This is a genomic window from Streptomyces paludis, from assembly GCF_003344965.1.
GTDB lineage: Bacteria > Actinomycetota > Actinomycetes > Streptomycetales > Streptomycetaceae > Streptomyces > Streptomyces paludis.
The window spans coordinates 4630480-4650726 of sequence record NZ_CP031194.1 but is presented as its reverse complement, the minus strand read 5'-3'; the positions used below and the strand labels follow the sequence as shown (position 1 = coordinate 4650726).

Annotated in this window: 17 protein-coding genes; 15 read left to right on the top strand and 2 right to left on the bottom strand. The window is 70.8% G+C overall.

What is annotated here, in order from left to right; genetic code table 11:
* Positions 1-141: 141 nt before the first annotated feature.
* The 14 genes from DVK44_RS20670 to DVK44_RS20605 all read left to right on the top strand — a co-directional run bounded on the left by DVK44_RS20670 (position 142) and on the right by DVK44_RS20605 (position 13350).
* Entirely contained in the window at positions 142-2376 is a 2235-nt protein-coding gene (locus tag DVK44_RS20670) for a cell division protein FtsK (RefSeq protein ID WP_114660992.1), read from the top strand.
* 140 nt (positions 2377-2516) lie between these two features.
* Positions 2517-2768: a hypothetical protein gene (locus DVK44_RS20665; protein WP_114660991.1), complete on the top strand. Its 252-nt coding sequence runs from the start codon at positions 2517-2519 to the stop codon at positions 2766-2768.
* 148 nt (positions 2769-2916) lie between these two features.
* A complete protein-coding gene (locus DVK44_RS20660) occupies positions 2917-3105 on the top strand; it encodes a hypothetical protein (protein ID WP_114660990.1) in 189 nt (62 codons plus the stop codon).
* Between the two features lie 11 nt (positions 3106-3116).
* Positions 3117-3719, top strand: coding sequence for a hypothetical protein (locus DVK44_RS20655; protein ID WP_114660989.1), 603 nt, complete (start codon positions 3117-3119; stop codon positions 3717-3719).
* Between the two features lie 3 nt (positions 3720-3722).
* Entirely contained in the window at positions 3723-3941 is a 219-nt protein-coding gene (locus DVK44_RS20650) for a hypothetical protein (protein WP_114660988.1), read from the top strand.
* 11 nt (positions 3942-3952) lie between these two features.
* Positions 3953-4231, top strand: a complete 279-nt coding sequence (locus DVK44_RS20645; RefSeq protein ID WP_114660987.1) for a hypothetical protein — start codon at positions 3953-3955, stop codon at positions 4229-4231.
* A gap of 84 nt (positions 4232-4315) precedes the next feature.
* Positions 4316-4945, top strand: a complete 630-nt coding sequence (locus DVK44_RS20640) for a DNA cytosine methyltransferase (RefSeq protein WP_114660986.1) — start codon at positions 4316-4318, stop codon at positions 4943-4945.
* Entirely contained in the window at positions 4942-5790 is an 849-nt protein-coding gene (locus DVK44_RS20635; protein ID WP_114660985.1) for a bifunctional DNA primase/polymerase, read from the top strand. The genes DVK44_RS20640 and DVK44_RS20635 overlap by 4 nt, the downstream gene beginning before the upstream one ends.
* 3 nt (positions 5791-5793) lie before the next feature.
* Entirely contained in the window at positions 5794-7269 is a 1476-nt protein-coding gene (locus tag DVK44_RS20630; protein ID WP_114660984.1) for an ATP-binding protein, read from the top strand.
* Positions 7270-7689: 420 nt separating this feature from the next.
* Entirely contained in the window at positions 7690-7923 is a 234-nt protein-coding gene (locus DVK44_RS20625; protein WP_114660983.1) for a helix-turn-helix domain-containing protein, read from the top strand.
* Positions 7924-8019: 96 nt separating this feature from the next.
* On the top strand, positions 8020-9279 hold the full coding sequence (locus DVK44_RS20620; RefSeq protein ID WP_114660982.1) for a tyrosine-type recombinase/integrase: 1260 nt from the start codon (positions 8020-8022) through the stop codon (positions 9277-9279).
* A 281-nt stretch (positions 9280-9560) separates the two neighbouring features.
* The gene (locus DVK44_RS20615; RefSeq protein ID WP_114660981.1) at positions 9561-11231 is read left to right on the top strand and encodes a penicillin-binding transpeptidase domain-containing protein; all 1671 of its coding nucleotides are present in this window, start codon (positions 9561-9563) and stop codon (positions 11229-11231) included.
* 95 nt (positions 11232-11326) lie between these two features.
* Positions 11327-12226 (top strand): EamA family transporter, encoded by a 900-nt coding sequence (locus tag DVK44_RS20610; RefSeq protein ID WP_114660980.1) that lies wholly within the window; start codon positions 11327-11329, stop codon positions 12224-12226.
* 62 nt (positions 12227-12288) lie between these two features.
* Positions 12289-13350 (top strand): DUF1259 domain-containing protein, encoded by a 1062-nt coding sequence (locus DVK44_RS20605; RefSeq protein WP_114660979.1) that lies wholly within the window; start codon positions 12289-12291, stop codon positions 13348-13350.
* A gap of 54 nt (positions 13351-13404) precedes the next feature.
* Here DVK44_RS20605 and DVK44_RS20600 read toward each other — a convergent pair whose 3' ends face one another.
* Positions 13405-14649, bottom strand: a complete 1245-nt coding sequence (locus DVK44_RS20600) for a serine hydrolase domain-containing protein (RefSeq protein ID WP_114660978.1) — start codon at positions 14647-14649, stop codon at positions 13405-13407.
* Positions 14650-14777: 128 nt separating this feature from the next.
* A complete protein-coding gene (locus tag DVK44_RS20595; RefSeq protein WP_162793977.1) occupies positions 14778-18590 on the bottom strand; it encodes a S8 family serine peptidase in 3813 nt (1270 codons plus the stop codon).
* A 195-nt stretch (positions 18591-18785) separates the two neighbouring features.
* On the opposite strand from DVK44_RS20595, the gene DVK44_RS20590 reads away from it, so the two are divergent.
* Complete coding sequence (locus tag DVK44_RS20590; protein WP_114660976.1) at positions 18786-20198, top strand: M14 family metallopeptidase; 1413 nt, start codon at positions 18786-18788, stop codon at positions 20196-20198.
* The last annotated feature ends 49 nt before the right edge of the window (positions 20199-20247 follow it).

Here is a 20247-nt window from a genome sequence, read left to right as displayed (position 1 = left end):
ATCCGCCCCGATGGTCGCAGACCGGGTTCGACTCCCGGCCGGGGCACTCGCACCACCGTCAAGCAGGGGCCCGGACGGTCGGCCCTACCAAAGCGCCGTCCGGACCCCTTTCCCACCCCACGTGTCCGGGAAGGACATTCAGTGAATCACGAGGATGAGAACGAGCTGTTCCCGCGGCTCGAAGCCGACATGACCACCCCCACCACCAACCCCGCCACCGACCCTGAGGCGGGTTCGGGTGCTGAGGTGGTCGACCTCGACAAGGCCCGTACCGCCCGCGCCGAGTCGACCCCCGACCCGGCCGACACCACCCCCGACGACGCGGACCCGACCCAGCGCGTGATGGTCGACGGCCCCGCGCCCACCGGGCCCGGCTACCTCGGCAGGCTCATGGGCGCCCGCCGCCGCGCTCTGCTGCCCGCGTGGCTGCGCTCGCGTGCCGAGTTGAAGACGGCGGCGCGGTGGGCGGCCGGGCACTACGGCCACCTCGCCGGATACCACGCGCTCCGCTCCCCCTACTACGCCGGCCGCCTCGCGTTCCAGTCCCCGCGCGGAGCGGCACGGTTCGTGGGTGGGTCGATGCGGTGGATGTCGGACCGTGAGGGCGAGCCCGTACGCCTCGCCGCCGTCCGCCGTGAGGACACTGCCGAGTACCTCAAGCTCTCGCGCCAGCGCGACGGCCGCGTACGGCTGCGGACGCTGGCCGGTGTGCTGGCCATGTTCACCGGGCTGGGGGCCGCGCTCGCCATCTACGTACTCGCCCCGGGCTGGCTGCAAGCCCTGTCCGTCGGCGCGCTGGTACTGGCGCTGGGGTCGGCCGGCACGCGGGCGGACGCACCGGTGGTGACGCGGGCGGTGGAGCTGCCGAACGCGCCGAAGCTCACCAGCGACATCGTGCTTCGCGCACTCGGGGCGCTGGGGATCCCCGCGATCAACCAGGCGCAGGGCAAGGGACGTGACGGGTTCCAGTTCACCGCCCCGATCACGCGCGACGGCCCCGGCTGGCGCGCGGAGGGCAACCTCCCCTACGGCGTCACGGTCACCGACGTCATCGAACGCCGCGACAAACTCGCCTCAGGTCTGCGGCGCACGCTGGGGTGTGTGTGGCCCGAAGCCGTTCCGGAGGAGCACACCGGGCGGCTGGTGTTGTGGGTGGGTGACCAGGACATGTCGACGGCGAAGAAGCCGGTGTGGCCGCTGCTCAAGGGTGGTTCGGTCGACCTGTTCAAGCCCGTAGCGTTCGGCACCGATCAGCGCGGCCGGTGGGTGGAGATCACCCTCATGTACATTGCCGCCGTCATCGGGGCGATCCCCCGCATGGGTAAAACCTTCCTCCTCCGGCTCCTCCTGCTGATCGGCGCGCTGGACGTACGCGCCGAGCTGCACACCTACGACCTGAAAGGGACCGGGGACCTCGACCCGGTGGGTGAGCGGGTCTCCCACCGGCACCGGGCCGGGGACGACGACGAGGACATCGAATACGCGCTCGCCGACCTGCGCGAACTGCGCAAGGAACTGCGCCGCCGCGCGAAGATGATCCGCTCGCTGCCCCGGGACATCTGCCCGGAGTCCAAGGTGACGTCCGAGCTGGCGAACAAGCCGACGCTGGGGCTGCACCCGATCGTGATCGGGGTGGACGAGTGCCAGGTGTGGTTCGAACACCCCAAGCACGGAGCCGAGTTCGAAGAGATCTGCACCGACCTGGTCAAGCGCGGCCCCGCCACCGGCATCGTCCTGCTGCTGGCCACCCAGCGCCCGGACGCCAAGGCACTTCCTACCGGGATCTCCGCGAACGCGTCGGCCCGGTTCTGCCTCAAGGTCATGGGCCAGCTGGAGAACGACATGGTCCTGGGCACGTCGTCGTACAAGCGGGGGATCAGGGCCACGATGTTTTCGTGGAAGGACAAGGGCATCCACTACTTCGTGGGTGAAGGATCCGACGCCCGGATCGTCTCCTCCGTCTACGTCGACGCCCCCACCGCCGAGACCATCGGCCAGCGCGCCCGCACCTTGCGCGAAGCGGCCGGCACCCTCTCCGGCCACGCGCTCGGGGAGGAGTTCGAGGCCAGTGACACGGCCGGGGACACACTCCTTGCCGACATTCTCGCGGTCATCGGCGCGGATGAGGCGAAGGTGTGGAACGAGACCGTGGTGGAGCGCCTCGCGGACCTGCGTCCGGAGCGCTATGGCGACTGGGCACGTATGTCTGGTGAGGAACAGACCGCGCACCTGACCACCGTCCTCAAGCCCTACGGCATCACGGCCGGTCAGGTGGGCCGCCGCATCGACGGAAAGTTCGTCAACAAGCGCGGCATCAAGCGCGACGACATCGCTGCCATGGTTGCGGAACGTGACGGAAAGCGGGACGCGAGCTGACCAATCGGGGCTGCTATCGATAGTGCCTGCCCCTGCTATCGATAGCAGCGCCGATAGCGGCCCAACATGCCTCTGATCAGCGGGCTAGTGGATAGCTGCTCAGCTGGGAAAACCTCTGAATCCGGCCTGGAGGCACCTTCATGACCCCCGTCATCCTCGCTATCACCTGCCTACTCGGCATCACACTCTGTTACGGCGGGTTGTGTGCCGTTTCGCCGTTCGGGAACTGCCGCAAGTGCCGTGGCTGGGGCCACGCCATGAAGACGGACCGCAAGGGCCGGGCCAAGCGAGGCAAGGACTGCCGTCGCTGCGACGCCACCGGCAAGCGCATCCGCATCGGCCGTCACTTCTACAACACCGCCGCCCGTCTCCACCGCGACGGCACCCGCTGACGGAAACAAAAGACCGGCGGTCGCCCGCCATAAGGCGGACCCCTCATCTAGCTGACGACAGGTTGGCGCGACCGCCGGTCCCACTCGAAACCCGCCCCCAAGGGCGAGCACCGCCACGCACTTTACCGCTCCCCGCCGGAGGTCCCTCATGGCAATCACTGTCTCGCTCGTCGCGCTCTTCGGACTCGTCCTGTTCTTCCTGCTCCGCTCCCACTCCCTCAGCTACGGCGCCGCGTTCGTCGCCATCGGCTTCGGGTTCTTCCTCGCCTCCACCGGCGCCGCCACCCCGATCAACCAGCTCGCCACCGCCGTCATCAACGCCATACCGAGCCCGTAGGAGAACCGGTCATGGACGAACCCCTCACCCACACAGCCGCGAAAGCCGCCCCGGTCATCGCCACCTCCACCGTGCTCATCCTGGGGCGGATCTGGAACGCCAACGGCGCCGAACACTCCACCGGCAACGCAGCGCTCATGGTCGTACTGGCCACCGGCGCCGCCACCGCCGGCGCGTTCGCATCGGCCGGACGCTCCGGCGGTGACGGGGTGCTCGCCGGTACTGCGTTCGCCACCTCCGGCGCCCTCACCCTCGCCGGAGTCGCCGGATACGCCGACGGCTGGTCACTGCCCGTACTGCTCTGGGCGGTCACCACGGCGGTGGCGTACGGGGTCGCCGCCCGCCACTGGCGCACCGACCGCCGCGACACCACCGCACACGAACGCGCCACCACGGTCCGGCGCGAGGATCACGTGCACGCCGAACGCGTCGAAGCGATCCGGGGCCGCACACAGATCGAAGTAGCCCGCGAGGGAAGCGCGTACGCACAGGCCCTCGCCGCCGCACTCACCGCACGGGCCGCCATGCCCGGCTACGACCCCACCGCCATCGAAACCACCGGACTCCCCCAACTCCTGCGCCACCCCGCTCACGACATCACCGAGGAGCACTGACCGATGCTCCCCATCCCCACCGGCCCGATCAACACCGCGCCCGTCGGCTTCGTCGGTGACGACGAACAGCACGCCGCGCTCATCACCGCCCTCGAAGCCGCGGGCGTCGAACTCGGCACCTACGACCACCGCATCGTCAACTGGCTCGCCGGATCCGACTGGCCCACCGTCGCCGTCATCACCAGCCTCATCCACCGCGCCGCCCACACCACCACCTCGTAAGGACACCGCCTGTGCGACTGCGCATCCACCGCACCACATGGCCCCGCCCGGCACTCGTCCTCACCGACACCCCCCGCCCCAACTGCCCGGACTGCCGAGGTGAGGGCGGCTGGGACGAGGACTACGGAGACGAGACCGGCGAGTACGCCGGAACCCACTCGTACCTCTGTCCCTGCTGGCACCCGGACCGCTGCTGGACGCTCCTGCCCCTCCCGCTCCTGCCCCGCCGCCGCACGGCTGGACAGGACCCGTGGGCCACCGGCGGATACAGCGACGAACCGCCCTTCTGACAAGCCGAGAGCGGCCCCCATCCGACCAAGAACCGGGGCCGCTCTCGTCTGCCAGCACTCTTCACAGAACTGGAGACACCCAGCATGACTCAACCTGTCCCGATCCGGCGAGTGGGCGACCGGCCGCGCCTGCTGGACCTGTGCTGTGGCGCGGGTGGCCTGTCCATGGGCTATCACCTCGCCGGATTCGACGTCGTGGGCGTCGACATCACCCCGCAGCCCAACTACCCGTTCACCTTCCACCAGGCCGACGCCCTCACCTTCCCCCTCGACGGGTTCGACCTGGTCCACGCGTCCTGGCCGTGCGAGCGCTTCGCCCGCGTCACCGCATGGCGCGGCAACCAGGACAACCACCCCGACCTCCTTACCCCCGGCCGCGAACGCCTCCTGGCGTCCGGACTGCCGTGGATCATCGAGAACGTCCCCGAAGCACCCCTGCGCCCCGACTACCTGCTGTGCGGATCGCAGTTCGGCCTCAACGTCCGCCGGCACCGGGCGTTCGAGACGTCCTGGGGCGGCGGCGGAGACCTGGTCGCACCCTGCTGGCACCACAAGAACCTCCTCCCCTTCGCCCACAAAGCGGAACGCGCCTACGCCGACGCCATGGGCTGCACCTGGATGAGCAGCACCGATGCGCGCAAAGCCGTACCCCCCGCCTACAGCGAATGGATCGGCCGCCAGTTCCTCACCCACGAGAGGAGCATCGCCGCATGAGCGCCCGTCGCGACCACCTTCGCACCGCGCTGGAACTGGCCACGGCCGGTGTGCCGGTGCTACCGCTGCGGGCCGGGAAGGTGCCGTTCGGCAACTGCCGTACATGCGCGGACCTCGCGTGCGGCGGGCGCCCCCACATGCTGACCCCGGGCAAGTGCGGGTGCCCCCGCCCTTGCCACGCATGGGCCGCCGCCACCACCGACCCGCGCGTCCTCACCTCCCCCGCATGGGCCGGAGCGTGGCGCGAGGCTCAGGCCATCGCCTACCACCCCGGCGGCGCCGGAGTGACCGTCGTAGACCTCGACAACGCGGCGGCCGTCGCATGGGCACGTCAAACCCTCCCCGCCACCCGGACCGTCCCGACCACACGCGGCGAGCACTGGATCTACCAGGGCACCACGCGCTCCGCGAACGCCGTACGTGACGGTGTCGACATCAAGTCCACGATGTCCTACGCACAGTGGCGCGGCCCCGGCGCTGGCACCATGACCGCCCTGCCCGACGTCGTGCGTGCCCTGGTCGTCAAGAAGCCGTCCCCGGCCCGGCCCGCGCCGCGCGCCGTCGCCGTGGCCGCGCCGGCCGGTGGCGGGGAATGCCGACACCGTACGCCCGCCTACCTGGAACGCGGCATCACCATGGCCGAGCAGCGCATCACCGGGGCGGCGGCCGGGGTCCACGCCACCGTGTACCGGACGTTCCTCGCCGTCCTGTCCACGCACGGCCGGTGCGGCTGCCTCACCGACACCCACATCACCCGGTTGTTCACCGCCGCACAGGGCATGGGCGAGAGCGGCCGGCACTGCAACGACGCGTGGACCAATGCCCTTTCCGCGCTGGGGATGTGAGCCATGTCCGAGGACGAGAAGACCCCGGCGCGTGAGGTCATCACCGACTACGCGCAGTCCCACTTCCGGTACTTTCGCACCGCCGACGGCACCGTCTACGCGCAGAAGAACGGCCACCCCGTCGCGCGTCCGATCCGCTCCCAGGGCACAACGGGCAGCCACCGCCAGGAACTCATGGTCGGCATGTTCAAGGACGGTGTCGGCGTGTTCAACGGCACCGCGCTCAAGGAAGCGCTGGACCTGATCGAGGCCCTGGCGTTGATCGAGACCACTCAGGCCGTGCACATCCGCGTCGCCCCCGGGTTCGACGGGGCGACATGGCTGGACCTGGGCCGCTCCGATGGGCAGTCCGTCCGTATCCACCCCACGGGGTGGGAGGTCACGGTTCCGGACCCGCGTGAGGTGTGCTGGCGGCGCACCCAGCTCACCGGGGAACTCCCGCTGCCGGCCAAGGACACTGACGGCAAGGGCATCGACCTGCTGATGCGGCTGTGCAACTTCGCCACCGCCGAGACCGAGTGCCTGGCCATTGCCTGGCTGATCGGCTGTCTGGGGCCGGGCGTGCCCGTCCCGGCCCCGTTCCTCACCGGGCCGCAGGGGGCGGGGAAGTCGACCGGCGGGCGGATGCTGGTGCGGATCGTGGAAGGCATGAGCGGCGACCTGCGACGGGCGCCGAAGGATGAGGAGAACCTGATCGCGGCCGTGGCCGCCGGATGGGTCACCGCGCTCGACAACCTCTCCCACATGACCCCTGACCTGTCCGACGCCATGTGCTGCATCGTTACCGGCGCCGAGAGCGTCAAGCGCGCCCTGTTCACCGACGGGGACGTCCACCGCGCCCGATACCGCCGCCCCCTGCTCCTCACCGGCATCGACGTCGGCGTCATCCGCCCCGACCTTGCCGAACGGCTCCTGCCCCTGAGGCTGGAGCGGCCCCGCGTCCGACGGACCGAGGCGGAGTTGTGGGCGGAGTACGCCGAGGTGCTGCCCGTCGTTCTCGGCTCGCTCCTCGACCTCACCGTCAAGGTCCGCGCCGCCGATGCCGAGACACCCACCGATCTGCGCATGGCGGACTTCGCCCACCTGTGCGCGCAACTCGACGCAGCAACCGGCCTCGGAGCGCTCAACGCCTACCGGGCCAGCCTGGACGACCTCAACGACGACGTGATCGAAGGCGACCTCCTCGCGCAAACCGTCCTCCAGCACGCCGCGACCATGGCCCCCGGCGGTGAGCAGCGAAAGACATCCACCGAGTGGCTGCACTGCCTCAGCCGCCTCTACAACGGCGACGAACTCCGCCCCCTGCCTAAAGGATGGCCGACCACGGGCAAGGTGCTCTCAGACCGCCTCAAGCGCCTTCAACCCACCCTCGCGGCCCGGGGCGTCCTCATCGACAGCGGACGCACCCGAGAAGGCCGCTACCTCGAAATGACCCGCCAAGGCGCGCCACCACCGCCCGAACAGGCGAAAGCGTTCTGACGACCGCCCGGTCACGGCACAAGCAAGAGGAGCACGCCGCGCCCGGGGTGCTCCTCTTGCTTGTCCGGCGGAACGCCGCGCCAAAGGCGTGCCGCGCAGCGGCTCCTTCTTCACGCCCGAAGGAGCACCGCACCACTACAGACACCCCCTTTTCTTTTTCCTAGGTAGGGAAGCTCTGCGTCACAGCGTCACGCACACCGGGAAAGCGGCCCCCGACCTGCTGCAACGGGCGTGACGCAGACGGCGGGTTCTGCGTCACCGCTGCGTCACCGCGTCACGCCGTGACGCAGCACATGACGCAGCCGTGACGCACTCCCACACCACTGCGTCACACAAAACCGCAGCTCACACCCCCGCATGACGCACGTGACGCTGTGACGCAGAAATCCGCACCTCGGACAGCACAGCCAAGGAGACACGTTGGCCACGGCGACTCCCGCAGACCCCCGAACCACCCTCCGCGCCGGACTCCCGGACCGCTACCTCACCCCCGACGACATCGCCGAGATCTTCGACGTGCCCAAAGAGACCGTCTACCAGTGGAGCAAGAAGCGCACCGGCCCGCCCGGCTTCCGCATCGGCAAACACCTCCGCTACGACCCCACCGCCGTCCGCACATGGGTCAACGACCGCATGGCCGACAACGCGGCATGACCATCCCGCACCAGCACCAGCACCAGCACCAGCACCCCGGCCGGTGGCGAGCACCCCTCGCCACCGGCCGCCGCCATTCGCAAGGAGCAGCCACCTATGGCCGGCCACATCCAAGACCGCTGGTTCAAGACCGAGACCAGCACCAACGGCAAGACCACCCGCGTCAAAACCGACCGCCACGGCACCGGCATGCGCTACCGCGCCCGGTACGTCGGCCCGGACGGCACCGAGAAGTCCAAGTCCTTCCCGGACAAGCAGAAGCGCCTCGCGGAACAGTGGCTCATCGCGACGGCGGCGGACATGTCGAGGGGGCAGTACATCGACCCCCGCGCCGCGCGCATCACCTTCCAGCAGTTCGCGGAGAAGTGGGTGGCCACCCACACCACCGAGATCAACAGCCGTGAGGCGGCGGAGCGTCGCCTCAGGTTGCACGCGTACCCGTACATCGGCACGCGCCCGCTCGCGTCGTTCCAGCCCGGTCACATCCGTACGTGGCTGGGTGAGCTGGAGTCGGCGGTTCCCGCGTCGTCCCACCGCCGGATCATCTTCGGAACCGTGTCCGCCGCCCTCAGCGCCGCCGTGGATGACACCTTGCTCGCCAAGAATCCTTGCCGTGCGCGGTCAGTCCAGATCCCGAAGGGGAGCCTGCCCCGGGTGACCCCGTGGACCGCGAAGCAGGTGTTCGGCGTACGGGCCGCACTGCCCGAGCATCTGCGAGCGACAGTCGACGTGGCCAGCGGCTGCGGTCTGCGGCAGGGGGAAGTGTTCGGTCTCTCGACGGACGAAATCGACTACGAGGGTGGGTGGCTCTCCGTGGACCACCAGCTCAAGCGCATCCGGGGCAAGTTCGTCTTTGCCCGGCCCAAGGGTGGCAAGGTGCGGAGCGTGCCCCTGCCCAAGGCGGTAGGCGCGGCACTGCGCGCGCACTCGAAGCGGTACGCGCCGGTCAAAGTCGCGTTGCCGTGGCGGACGCCGGACGGGCCGCTCGTGACCAAGACGCTCATCTTCAGCGGAGCGTCCGGTGACCACGTCCGGGTGAGCCACTTCAACGATTTCATGTGGAAGCCCGCTCTCGCGTCCGTCGGCATCATCCCGTACCCCGAGGATGGCAAGCGGTACGCGGCGGCCCCCGAGCACGGCATGCACGCGCTGAGGCACTTCTACGCCTCCGTTCTGCTGGACGCCGGCGAGAACATCCGGGCCCTGAGTACGTACCTCGGTCACAGCGACCCCGGGTTCACACTGCGGATCTACACGCACCTCATGCCGAGCAGCGAGGGGCGCACCCGTAAGGCCGTTGACACCCTGTTCGAAGCGTCACAGGACCATGATCACGGCCCGGAGACGGCCCCGTAGCCGTCCGGTGGCCCCGGCCAGCAGCGAACATGCTGGTCAGGGGAGAATGGCCCGAGATAGGCGAGGCTTCATCTATTTCTGGCCGCTGTACACGGGAACGCCGATCCCCATCGACTCGTGGCGCGCGCGCATGTGGCTGGACACCTGGGTGTGAGGTGTGGGCCGCGTCGCAGTCCGGCCACTCCCGCCCCGGGGGTCGCGGCGGTCCCGTAGAGTGCGGCCACCTGAGGACTGGGCTCTGTGGAGCGGAGGCTCCGGACTGGGGAGGGGAGACCGCGCTCATGCGCAGTGGGGCGAGGACCGCCGTGATCGGCGGAGTTTTTCTGGTGTTCGCGGGTGGGGTCGGGTACGGCGCGTACAACGTCTACGACGGGATCACCAACGACGGTACGGGCACGGGTGGTTCCTCCGTCTCCGCCGCGCGTGACGCCGGCAGCGCGCCGCTGACCGCCGCCGAGGTCGACCAGGCCGGCCGGGCCTTCCTCGCCGCCTGGGCGAACGGTGACGACGGCGCCACCGTGGCCCAGCTGACCAACGACCCGAACGCCGCGGCGACCGTCATCGACGACTACCGCGAACAGGCGCATGTGACGCGGGCGGAGATCACCCCGGGCCAGGCGTTCGGCACGAAGGTCCCCTTCACCGTCCGGGCCACCGTCGAGTTCGGCGGCCGGAGCGCGGCCTGGACCTACACGTCCGAGCTGACGGTGGTGCGCGGGCTGACCACCGGCCGGCCGCTCGTCGACTGGTCGCCGTCCGTCGTCCACCCGAAGCTGACGAAGACCAACCAGCTCGTCACGAGCGAGGCGGCGGCCCCCCAGATAGAGGCCGTCGACCGCAATGGCGTGGAGCTGACGAAAGAGAAGTACCCGTCGCTCGGGCCGGTCCTGGACGAGCTGCGCGAGCGGTACGGCGAGACGTCCGGCGGCTCGCCGGGCATCGAGCTGATGCTGCGCGGCGACAGCGACGGCGGTACGGGCGGCGGCGGTACGGGCCGGGCGGCCGAGACGCTGCTCACGCTCTCCGAGGGCACCCCCGGCCGGCTGACGACCACGATCGACGCGAACGCGCAGTCCGCCGCCGAGCGGTCGGTGAAGCAGTTCAGCGAGGCGTCCGTCGCGGCCGTCCAGCCGAGTACGGGCGAGATCCTGGCCATCGCCAACAACCGCGCCGACGGCTTCAACGCGGCCCTGCTCGGCAAGCAGGCGCCCGGCTCCACGATGAAGATCGTGACGGCGGCGCTGCTGATGGAGAAGGGCCTCGTCGCCGCCGACCGGCCGGCCGACTGCCCGGAGACCGCGACCTACCAGGGCCGTACGTTCCAGAACCTGAACGGGTTCTCGCTCGGCAGCCGGCCCTTCTCGGAGAGCTTCGCGCGCTCCTGCAACACCGCCTTCATCAAGCTGATCGACGACGTCCGGGACGACTCCGCGCTGGCCACGGAGACACGGGAAGTGTTCGGGATCGGGCTCGACAACTGGAAGACGGGCATCCCGACCTTCGACGGCAGTGTGCCGGAGACCTTCGGCGGCGAAGCGGCGGCGCAGTACATCGGACAGGGCACCGTACAGATGAACGCCCTGAACATGGCGTCGATCACGGCGACCGCCAAGAACGGCTCGTTCAAGCAGCCCGTCATCGTGGCGCCCGAGCTGGACGGCCGGGAGATCGCCACGGCCGCGCGCTCGCTGCCGTTCGATGTGGCGGAGCAGCTGCGCCGGATGATGGTGATCACGGCGACCACGGGTACGGGCGCGAACGCGATGTCCGGGCTGAGCGGCGACAAGGGCGCGAAGACCGGCTCCGCCGAGGTGGACGGCCAGGCGACCTCGAACAGCTGGTTCGTCGGCTACCGCAACGATGTCGCGGCGGCGGCCGTCGTCCAGGCCGGCGGGCACGGCGGCGACGCGGCGGGCCCGGTGGTGGCGGCGGTGCTGGGCGCGGGTGGGTAAGTGCGGAGCGTAGGTACCGGGGACATCGTCGGCCGTAATGCGGTACATCGTGCCGGACGTGGTTCCGGAGGTACGTATCTGACGGGGGCCGGCGGATGACCCCCCTGGTGGCCACGGCCGTCCTCATCGCCGCGCTGACGCACGCCAGTTGGAACGCGATCGCGCACAACATCAGCGACAAGCTGGCCGTGTTCAGCCTGATCGGCGGCGGCTCGGCGGCGATCGGCGTGGTCCTGGCCTTCCTCACCCCGTTCCCGGACGCGGCGGCCTGGCCGTATCTGGTGGCGTCGGGCGTGCTGCACGTGAGCTACATGCTGCTGCTGATGCGCTCCTTCCAGCTCGGTGACTTCGGCCAGATGTATCCGATCGCCCGGGGCACGGCACCGCTGGTGGTGACGGTGGCCGCCGCCGTCTTCGTCGGTGAGTCGCTGGACTCCTGGCAGACGGCGGGGGTCGCGGTCGCCTCGGCGGGGCTGGTGGGCCTCGCGGTGTGGGGCATCCGGGGGAGCGGGAAGGGCGGGAACGGCGGGAACGGCGGGAACGGCGGCGACAGCAGCAGGACGGCATCCCGCTGGCCGGCCCTGCTCGCCGCGGTCGCGACCGGGCTGTCGATCGCCGCGTACACCGTCGTGGACGGGGTCGGGGTACGGAGCGCGGGCTCCCCGCTCAGCTATATCGCCTGGCTGATGATCCTCCAGGGCGGCCTGATCCCGATATACGCCCTGTTGACCCGGCGCGGGCGGCTCCTGCCGCAACTGCGCCGGCACGCCGGGCTCGGCCTTCTCGGCGCGGCGCTCTCGATGCTCTCGTACGGCCTGGTCCTGTGGGCGCAGACCCGGGCGGCGCTGGCGCCGGTCTCGGCGCTCCGGGAGTCGTCGATCATCGTCGGCGCGGCCATCGGGACGATCTTCTTCAAGGAGCGTTTCGGCGTGCCGAGGATGGTGGCGGCCGGGTTGATGGTGGTGGGCATCGGACTGATGCTGCACGCGGGCTGACGTGTCGGCGGCGATTCACCGGCGCCTCGTGTTCTCATCTCCTCCCGGAGGTGCAAAATACGATGAACACACCCATAAGGGACACCACGCCCCGGCGCACCGTACTCACCGCCGCCGCACTGGCCCCCGTACTCGCCGGAGTGCCACTCCTGACCGCCAGAGCCGCCGAGGCCGCCTCAGCCGCCGAAGCGGCGGAGACCCCGGCGTCGTCGGCAGGATCGCGCCGCGGCGCCGATCCCGGCCATGACACCGAGCCCGTACGGCCGGTACCCAGCACCCTTGAGTACTGGCGGGGCGTCACGGCGGAGCTGGGCCGGCCGGGGACCCTGGGGAACAACAACACGGCGTACTTCACCCGCTACCCGCGCGGCGACCTGCGGCTGACCGCCCACGGCGTCCCCGTGTCGACCTCGCTCGCCCTCGGGTCGCACATCGCGTTCGTGCGGTACCCCGAGGACGAGGTACTGCTCATGGGCGATCTCACGATCACCGAGGGCGAGGTCCACGGGGTGCTCAGCGCCCTCCAGGACCACGGGATCGCGCAGACCTCGCTGCACAAGCATCTGCCCGCCCACCAGCCCGACGTCTGGTGGATCCACATCCACGCGCACGGCAAGGACCCGGTGGCCCTCGCACGCGGCGTACGGGCGGCGCTCGCGCGGACCGCGAGCCCGCCGCACACCGACCCGGAGCCGCCGCGGCCGATCGATCTGGACCTCGACGGAATCAACGCGGCGCTACGGAGCAACATCGGCCGGGACGGCGAGGTCGCCAAGGCCACCTTCGCCCGCCGCGAGACCATCGTCGACCAGGGCATGGTGCTGCCGCCGGGGCTCGGCTCGATCTCGGCGCTCATCTTCCAGCCGCTGGGCGGCGGCCGGGCCGCGCTCAGCGGGGACTTCGCGCTGATCGCGCCGGAGGTGCAGGGCGTCATCAAGGTGCTGCTGCGCGGCGGGATCGGCCTGGTGGAGCTGCACAACCACGGACTCACCGAGAATCCGCGGCTGTTCTTCATCCATGTGTGGGCGGTCGGCGACGCGGTCCGGCTGGCGAAGGTCCTGCGGGCCGCGCTGGACCTCACGAACGTGGTGCCGGTCAGCAACCCCCGGACCCCGGCGACATAGGCGGGGAAGCCGCCCGAGGAGGGGAGGGGCCGAGGGGCTGCCGTACGGAACCCCTCAGCCCGCCCCGCCCTCCGGCGCCACCACGCTCCGTACCGCCCGCACCAGCGCCTGCGCGCGCGGGTCCGCCGTCACGCCCTTGCGCATCCCGTTCGTCACGTACCCCAGCGCGATCCCCGTCTCCGGGTCCGCGAAGCCGAGCGAGCCGCCGCGCCCCGGGTGGCCGAAGGAGCCCGGCCCCAGCAGCGGCGCCGCCGGGCCGTGCAGCATGAAGCCAAGACCGAAGCGGGTGTGTACGACCAGGACGCGGTCGGGGCCCGCCGACTCCTCCGTACGGGCCAGGGTCAGCGTCGCGGGCGCGAACAGCCGGTGCCCGTCCACCGGGCCGATCATCGCCGCGTAGCAGCGGGCCAGCGCGCGGGCCGTCGAAATGCCGCCGGACGCCGGGAGTTCGGCCGCGCGGTACACCGGGTCGTTCTCGTCCGGCAGCGGGTCGATCACCCCGAACGCGCGCCGCGTCAGCGACCCCGGGTCGCCGTACGCCGCCGAGACGGACCGCTTCGGCCGCAGCCGCAGCGCGCCCCCGACGGCCGCCGGCTCCGTCACCGGCCCGATCCGGCCCACCCGGTGCGCCTCCTCGGCGGGCAGCCCGACCCAGAAGTCGAGCCCGAGCGGCCGGGCGATCTCCTCCGCGATCCACCGGCCGATGGACCGGCCCGTCACGCGCACGACCAGTTCGGACAGCAGCCAGCTGTAGGTCTGCGCGTGGTAACCGTGGTCGGTGCCCGGCTCCCACGCGGGCGCCTGCGCGGCGAGCGCGCGCGCCCCGGACACGCCGTCGACCGCCTGCGCGGGCGTGAGCGGCCGGTCCAGCACGGGCACCCCGGCGCGGTGCGACAGCAGATGCCGTACGAGCGCGCGCTCCTTGCCCGCCGCCTTGAACTCCGGCCAGTACGTGCCGAGCGGGGCGTCCAGGTCGATCTGGCCGCGCTGGTGCAGCAGCAGCGGTACGGCGGCGGCGATGCCCTTGGTCGCCGAGCGGACGATCTGCGCGGTGTCGAGCGCCCAGGGCGCGCCCGGACCGGCGTCGCCGCCCTCACCGCTGCCGCCCTCGCCGCCGCCGCTGCCCTCGCCGCCGCTGCCGCCGTCCACGTCGCGCGTGCCCGCCCACAGGTCGACGACCTTGCGGCCGTCCCGGTACACGGCGACGGCCGCGCCCCGTTCACCGAGCCGCTCGAAGTTCCCGGCGAACGCGTCCCTGACCGGCTCGAAGCCCGCATCCACCGTGCCCTGGACGTCCACGCCCGTACTCCCTGCCCGTCGTTCCGCCCTCGCCGCCGTCCCGTCCCCCACGGGGACGGGCGGTCCTTCTATTGCAGCACGGCGAGGGCGGCGACGATTTCCAGGGCGGTCCGGTGTACCCCGGGGTGCTACGAAGCGGCCTTCAGCTTGTACGCCTTCTTGACCGTCAGCGCGAAGGACGAGACCGCGTCCTTCCCCCGCACGCGCAGGCTCACATACCCGTCGCCGTTGACGTCCAGGTACTTGGCGTCCAGCGTGCTGAGCTTCGGGTAGCGCAGCAGCGCCTGCCCCTGGAGGCCGTCCTTGCCGTACCGTCGCACGGGCACCTTCTTCCAGGTGGTGCCGTTGTCGTACGACGCCTCGACGGTCAGCGAGCGCAGCTTGCCGCGCTCCTTGTCCTTGCCGCCGGTGCCTCCGACGCGCTGGACGGTGAAAGGCACCTTGGCGCGCCGGTTGTCCTTCGCCCGCGACTGGTTGTCGGTCGCCGGCTGCCAGCGGACGCTGCTGAGCGGCAGCCCGGCGGTCCGTCCGCCGCCGGGCGTGGCGCCCGCCGCGAACGTCCAGGAGGCCCGTACCTCCGTGGAGAGCGTGTACCAGAAGTCCCTTACGGCCGTGGCCTTCAGGGTGTACGTGTCGTTGCCGGCCGGGATGTCCCAGCCATTGATCCAGGAGGCGCGGGGGAACTCCTCGGCGCCTTCGCGCGTGCGGGGGATCCGCTTGCCGTCGCGGCTGAGGGTGTAGTCCACCGAGTCGACCAGGTAGTGATCGCCCACGCTGCGGTGGCGGGGGTTGGAGTCGCCGGTCAGCGGGAGATCGGCGGTGAGGGTGCTGCCCGTACGGGTGAGGGGGCTCGTGGCGCCCGCCACCAGGGCCGGGCCGCCCGCGACCGGGTAGTTCCACTTCTCGGTGCGCCGGGAGCCGCCGCGCAGCGTCTCGGGGGCGGTGTAAAGGGCGCCGTCGGTGCGCGGGTCGTCGCTGTCGTAGTTCTGCCAGGTCTGGCGCAGCTCCTGTGTCCAGGCGACATCGGGCGAGGCGGAGTAGTACTCCGTACGTGTGCCGGGCGACTTCACGTTGACCCGGCGGCCCCCGGTGTCGATCCCGGCGATCCGGGCGGTGACCAGCTTGCTCTTGAGGGGGAACGGGCCGTTGGCCCAGGTCGTCGCCTGTGACTGGGCGTAACGGGCGTCGATCCGCGCCAGACCTTCCGTACCGACCTTGCCGGTGAGCTTGGCCGGGACGCCGCCGCGGTGGGCGTTGGCGAGGTAGTAGACGGGCCCGGTAGCGGTGGGCTTGCTGTACTCGTCGTCGGTGGCGTACTCGTAACCCGCCGCGAGATCCTCGCGGTAGTACGTCGTGAAGTCGGACCGCTTGTCGCTGGTCCTCGACGGGACGGACCAGTAGGCGGGCGACCGGTGCTTGAACTCCACCGAGATGTCCGTGGAGATGGGCGTGGCGCGGCCGGGCGGGGCGCTCGGCTGGGTCTGCTTGAGGCCGGCCAGCTGGTAGATCCGCTGGACGCCCTTGGTCGGTACGGTGTTGCCGAGCCGGGTCGCGGTCTTCCCGCCCAGGGTGAGGGCGGTGTCCTTGGTGACGCGGACGTACGGCTCGCCGGTGATGAGGATGTCGCTCTCGTACCAGTAGTCGCCGCCGCCCCGGGCGATGATCGCCGAGACGCCGTACGAGCCGGTGGGGACGCGGACCTTGAGGGTGTCGCGGTCGGTGTAGCGGATGGGGCTCTCGAAGGGCTCCAGGTCGCGGTCGAGCGGGGTGACGCTCAACAGGGAGATGTCGGAGGCGCCTTCGCCGTTCTGGTCGAGGAGCCGCAGCGTCAGTTCGTGGCTCTCGGGTTCGAGGGTGAGCCCCACGGGGAGCAGTACGACGGCGGGTTCACCGATATCGGGACCGCCGGACTGCTTGGCGGTGACAACGGCGGAGACCGTACCGCCCGTACGTACGCCCTTGTCGTGCAGGACGACATCGGCCGACGCCTCGCCGTGCGCGGGCACGGTCAGGCGGTTGGTGGACAGGCTCAGGACCGAGCTGGGCAGGGTGCCGCGCGTCGACCGGACGGCGAGCGACAGATCGAGGGTGACGGGCGCGTCCGAGGCATTACGGAAGGTGGCCTTCCGGGTGGTCGGGGCCGCGGGCCGGGGCCACGCCTGCCGCCCGAAGTCCACGGCGGGGGTGGTCGCGCTGACCCGCTGGTCGATGGCGCGCTGTACGTCGATCAGGCCGGCGCCCTCGTCGTACACGGACTCGCCCGGGGTGCCCCGCGCGCTGGAGATGAGCGCCTGGCTGACCTGGACGGGCGTCCAGTCCGGGTGCGCCTGCATGACGAGCGCGGCGGCGCCCGCCACCGCCGGTGCGGCCATCGACGTACCGGACAGCCGGGTGTAGTTGTCGTCCACCGGCCCTTCGGGGCCCTCGCGCTCGGCGTCGCCTACGGGGGTGCCGGCGGCGCGCGCCGAGGTGACGGCGACGCCGGGGGCCTTCACGTTCGGCTTGACGCTGTAGTCGCCGTAGAGCGGCCCGCGGCTGGAGAACGTGGCCGTGGCGCCGTCGCCACCGGCCGCTCCGACGGAGAGCGCGCCCTCGGCCGCGGCGGGCGGGGTGACGGTGTACGAACCGGGGCCGCTGTTGCCCGCGGAGACGACCGGCAGCACGCCCTTGGCCAGCAGTGCGTCGGTGGCGAGGGACCAGGGGTCGGTGCCGTCGCTGAGCCCGGACGCGCCAAGGCTCATGTTGACGATGTCGGCGCCCTGTTCGGCGGCCCACTCCATGCCCGCGATGATGTGCGAGATCTGCCCCAGACTGCCGGAGAGCACCCGGCCGCTGATGATCTCGGCCCCGGGGGCAACCCCCGCGTACGTACCACCGGAGGCGGCGCCCGTACCGCCGACGATGCCGGCGACGTGGGTGCCGTGGCCGTCGATGTCGCTGGTCGCGGTCTCGTCGTCCCACTCGATGAAGTTGGCGGACTGGGAGACGCGGTCCTTGAGGTCGGGGTGCGAGGTGAGCACACCGGTGTCGAGGACGGCGACCTTGACGCCGGAGCCGTCGATGCCGCCGGCCCGGACGCTCTTGGCGTTGATCTGGCCGACGAGGTCGGAGACGGCGGTGTCGCCGTCGGGGGTGATCTCGGGCCCGGCGTGGGGCCTCGTGCTCCGCGCGTCGGTCAGTTGGGCGGGGCGGTCGAGCCAGACGGTCTCTACGGCGGGGAGGAGCGCGGCGGTTGCGGAGGGGGCTGCTTTCGCACCGGCCTTCGGGGTCGCCTTCGGGGTCGCGGCCTTGCCGTTGGCCGCGTCCTGGGAGAGCGCCTTCCAGAGGTCGCCCCCGTCGTCCTCCGGGACGCTCACGGCGGTGGAACCGATGGAGGTGAGCGGGACGATCTCCGCCCCGGCGACCTCGGCACGGGCGGCGGCGGGGAGGCGGGCGCCGCGGTGCTTGATGATCAGCGGAAGGCGGGTCCCGGTGGTGGTCGCTCCGGCGGTGGCACCAGCCTTGTGGGTGCTGCGATCCGCCTCCTGACCCGCCGTCCGGTCGCCCAGCCCCAGCCTGCCGAGTTCGCTGATGTTGAAGAGCTGGTCGTCCAGCTGCCCGGAGGCCACGAGCGGGGCCACATCCGCGGGTACGACGCTGACGTCGTCGCCCGTACGCGTACGGAAGAAGCCGACGCCTTCCCGGCCGGGGGCGGCCGAGACATCGATGTCGGCGGTGCCCTTGGTGGTGTTGACGCTGACGACGTCCCCGGTGATGAGGGTGAACCGCTTGCCCTGGAGGGCGGCAGGTACGGCGCCGGAGGCGGCCGAGGCAGGGGAAGCCGAGGCGAGAGAGCCGGCGGGAAGCGAGCCGGCGGCGGTGGATATCCCGCTCTGGGTGGTGACGAGCATGACGGCCGCGAGAGCGCCGCCCGTCCAGGTCGCGGCGCGATGTCTTATCACGCGAACTCCGTTCGGAGTGGTGGCTGATGGGCATGACAAATCAGGCCAACGCGGGCCGCCGAACAGCGGCCCGCGCCCGGCGGTGCGATGCACTGCGCAAAGGTAACGCACAACTTAGGCTTACCTAACTTTTTGCACTCTTGACCTGACCATGACATTCCCCTCACGATGGCTCCCCCCTACACAGGAGAACTCATGCGCCTCCGACCCTCAGGAAGCGGAATGCCAGGAAGCGGAACCAAACGCATCCGCCCCACCCGTCACACCCGTCGCGGCCGGACCGGCCCACTGGCCGCCCTCGTGGCCCTGGCCCTCGGCCTCACCGCCGTCGCGGCCCAGAGCGACTCGACCTCCCCGTTGCAGCAGGCCGCGGCCGGCCGTACCGCCGCCGTCGGGCCCGACACCACCGAGGACATCGAGCAGTACGAGATCCATCTGCACGCGACCCCGGCCACCCGCGCCGAAGTCACCTCCACCGGCGTGTCCATCGACGAGACGGACAGCGAGTCCGTGGTCGTCTCCGCCAACCCCGCGCAGGTCGCGAAGCTCAAGGCCATCGGCTACGAGCCGACCCCGCTGGGCGGCCCCCCGGACCGCCGGGCCGACGGCGAGGTCTCCATCGCCGACTTCCCCTCGTCGGACTCGGCGTACCACAACTACGCGGAGATGACGGCGGAGATCAACTCGGTCATCGCGGCCAACCCCACCATCGCGAGCCAGCGCGTCATCGGCACCTCGTACGAGGGCCGCAACATCGTCGCGATCAAGATCAGCCGCAATGTGGCCGTGGACGAGAACGAGCCCGAGGTCCTCTTCACCCACCACCAGCACGCGCGCGAGCACCTCACCGTCGAGATGGCGCTGTATCTGCTCAACGAGCTGACCTCGGGTTACGGCACCGACTCGCGGATCACCACACTCCTCAACACCCGTGAGATCTGGATCATCCCGGACCTCAACCCGGACGGCGGCGAGTACGACATCGCCACCGGCGCGTACCGCAGCTGGCGCAAGAACCGCCAGCCCAACTCCGGCTCCACCGCCGTCGGTACGGACCTCAACCGCAACTGGGCGTACCGCTGGGGCTGCTGTGGCGGGTCCTCCGGCACCTTCTCCTCGGAGACCTACCGGGGCACGGCGGCCGAGTCGTCGCCCGAGGTGAAGGTCGTGGCGAACTTCGTGCGCAGCCGGGTCGTGGGCGGCGTCCAGCAGATCAAGGCCGCGATCGACTTCCACACCTACAGCGAGCTGGTGATGTGGCCGTACGGCTACACCACGGCCACCACCGCCACCGGCCTGACCGCCGACGACCGGGACGCCTTCGCGACGGTCGGCCGCAAAATGGCGGCCAGCAACGGCTACACGGCGCAGCAGTCCAGCGCGCTGTACATCACGGACGGCTCGATCCCCGACTGGCTGTGGGGCACGCACAAGATCTTCAGCTACACGTACGAGCTGTATCCGAGGACGAGCGCGCAGGGCGGCTTCTACCCGCCGGGCTCACTCATCACCCGGGAGACCAGCCGGAACCGCGACGCGGTGCTCCAACTGCTGGAGAACGCGGACTGCATGTACCGGTCGATCGGGAAACAGGCGCAGTACTGCTGACGCTGAGGTAGCTGAGGTAGCAGGCCCCCGGACCGCTGCGCTGCACGCG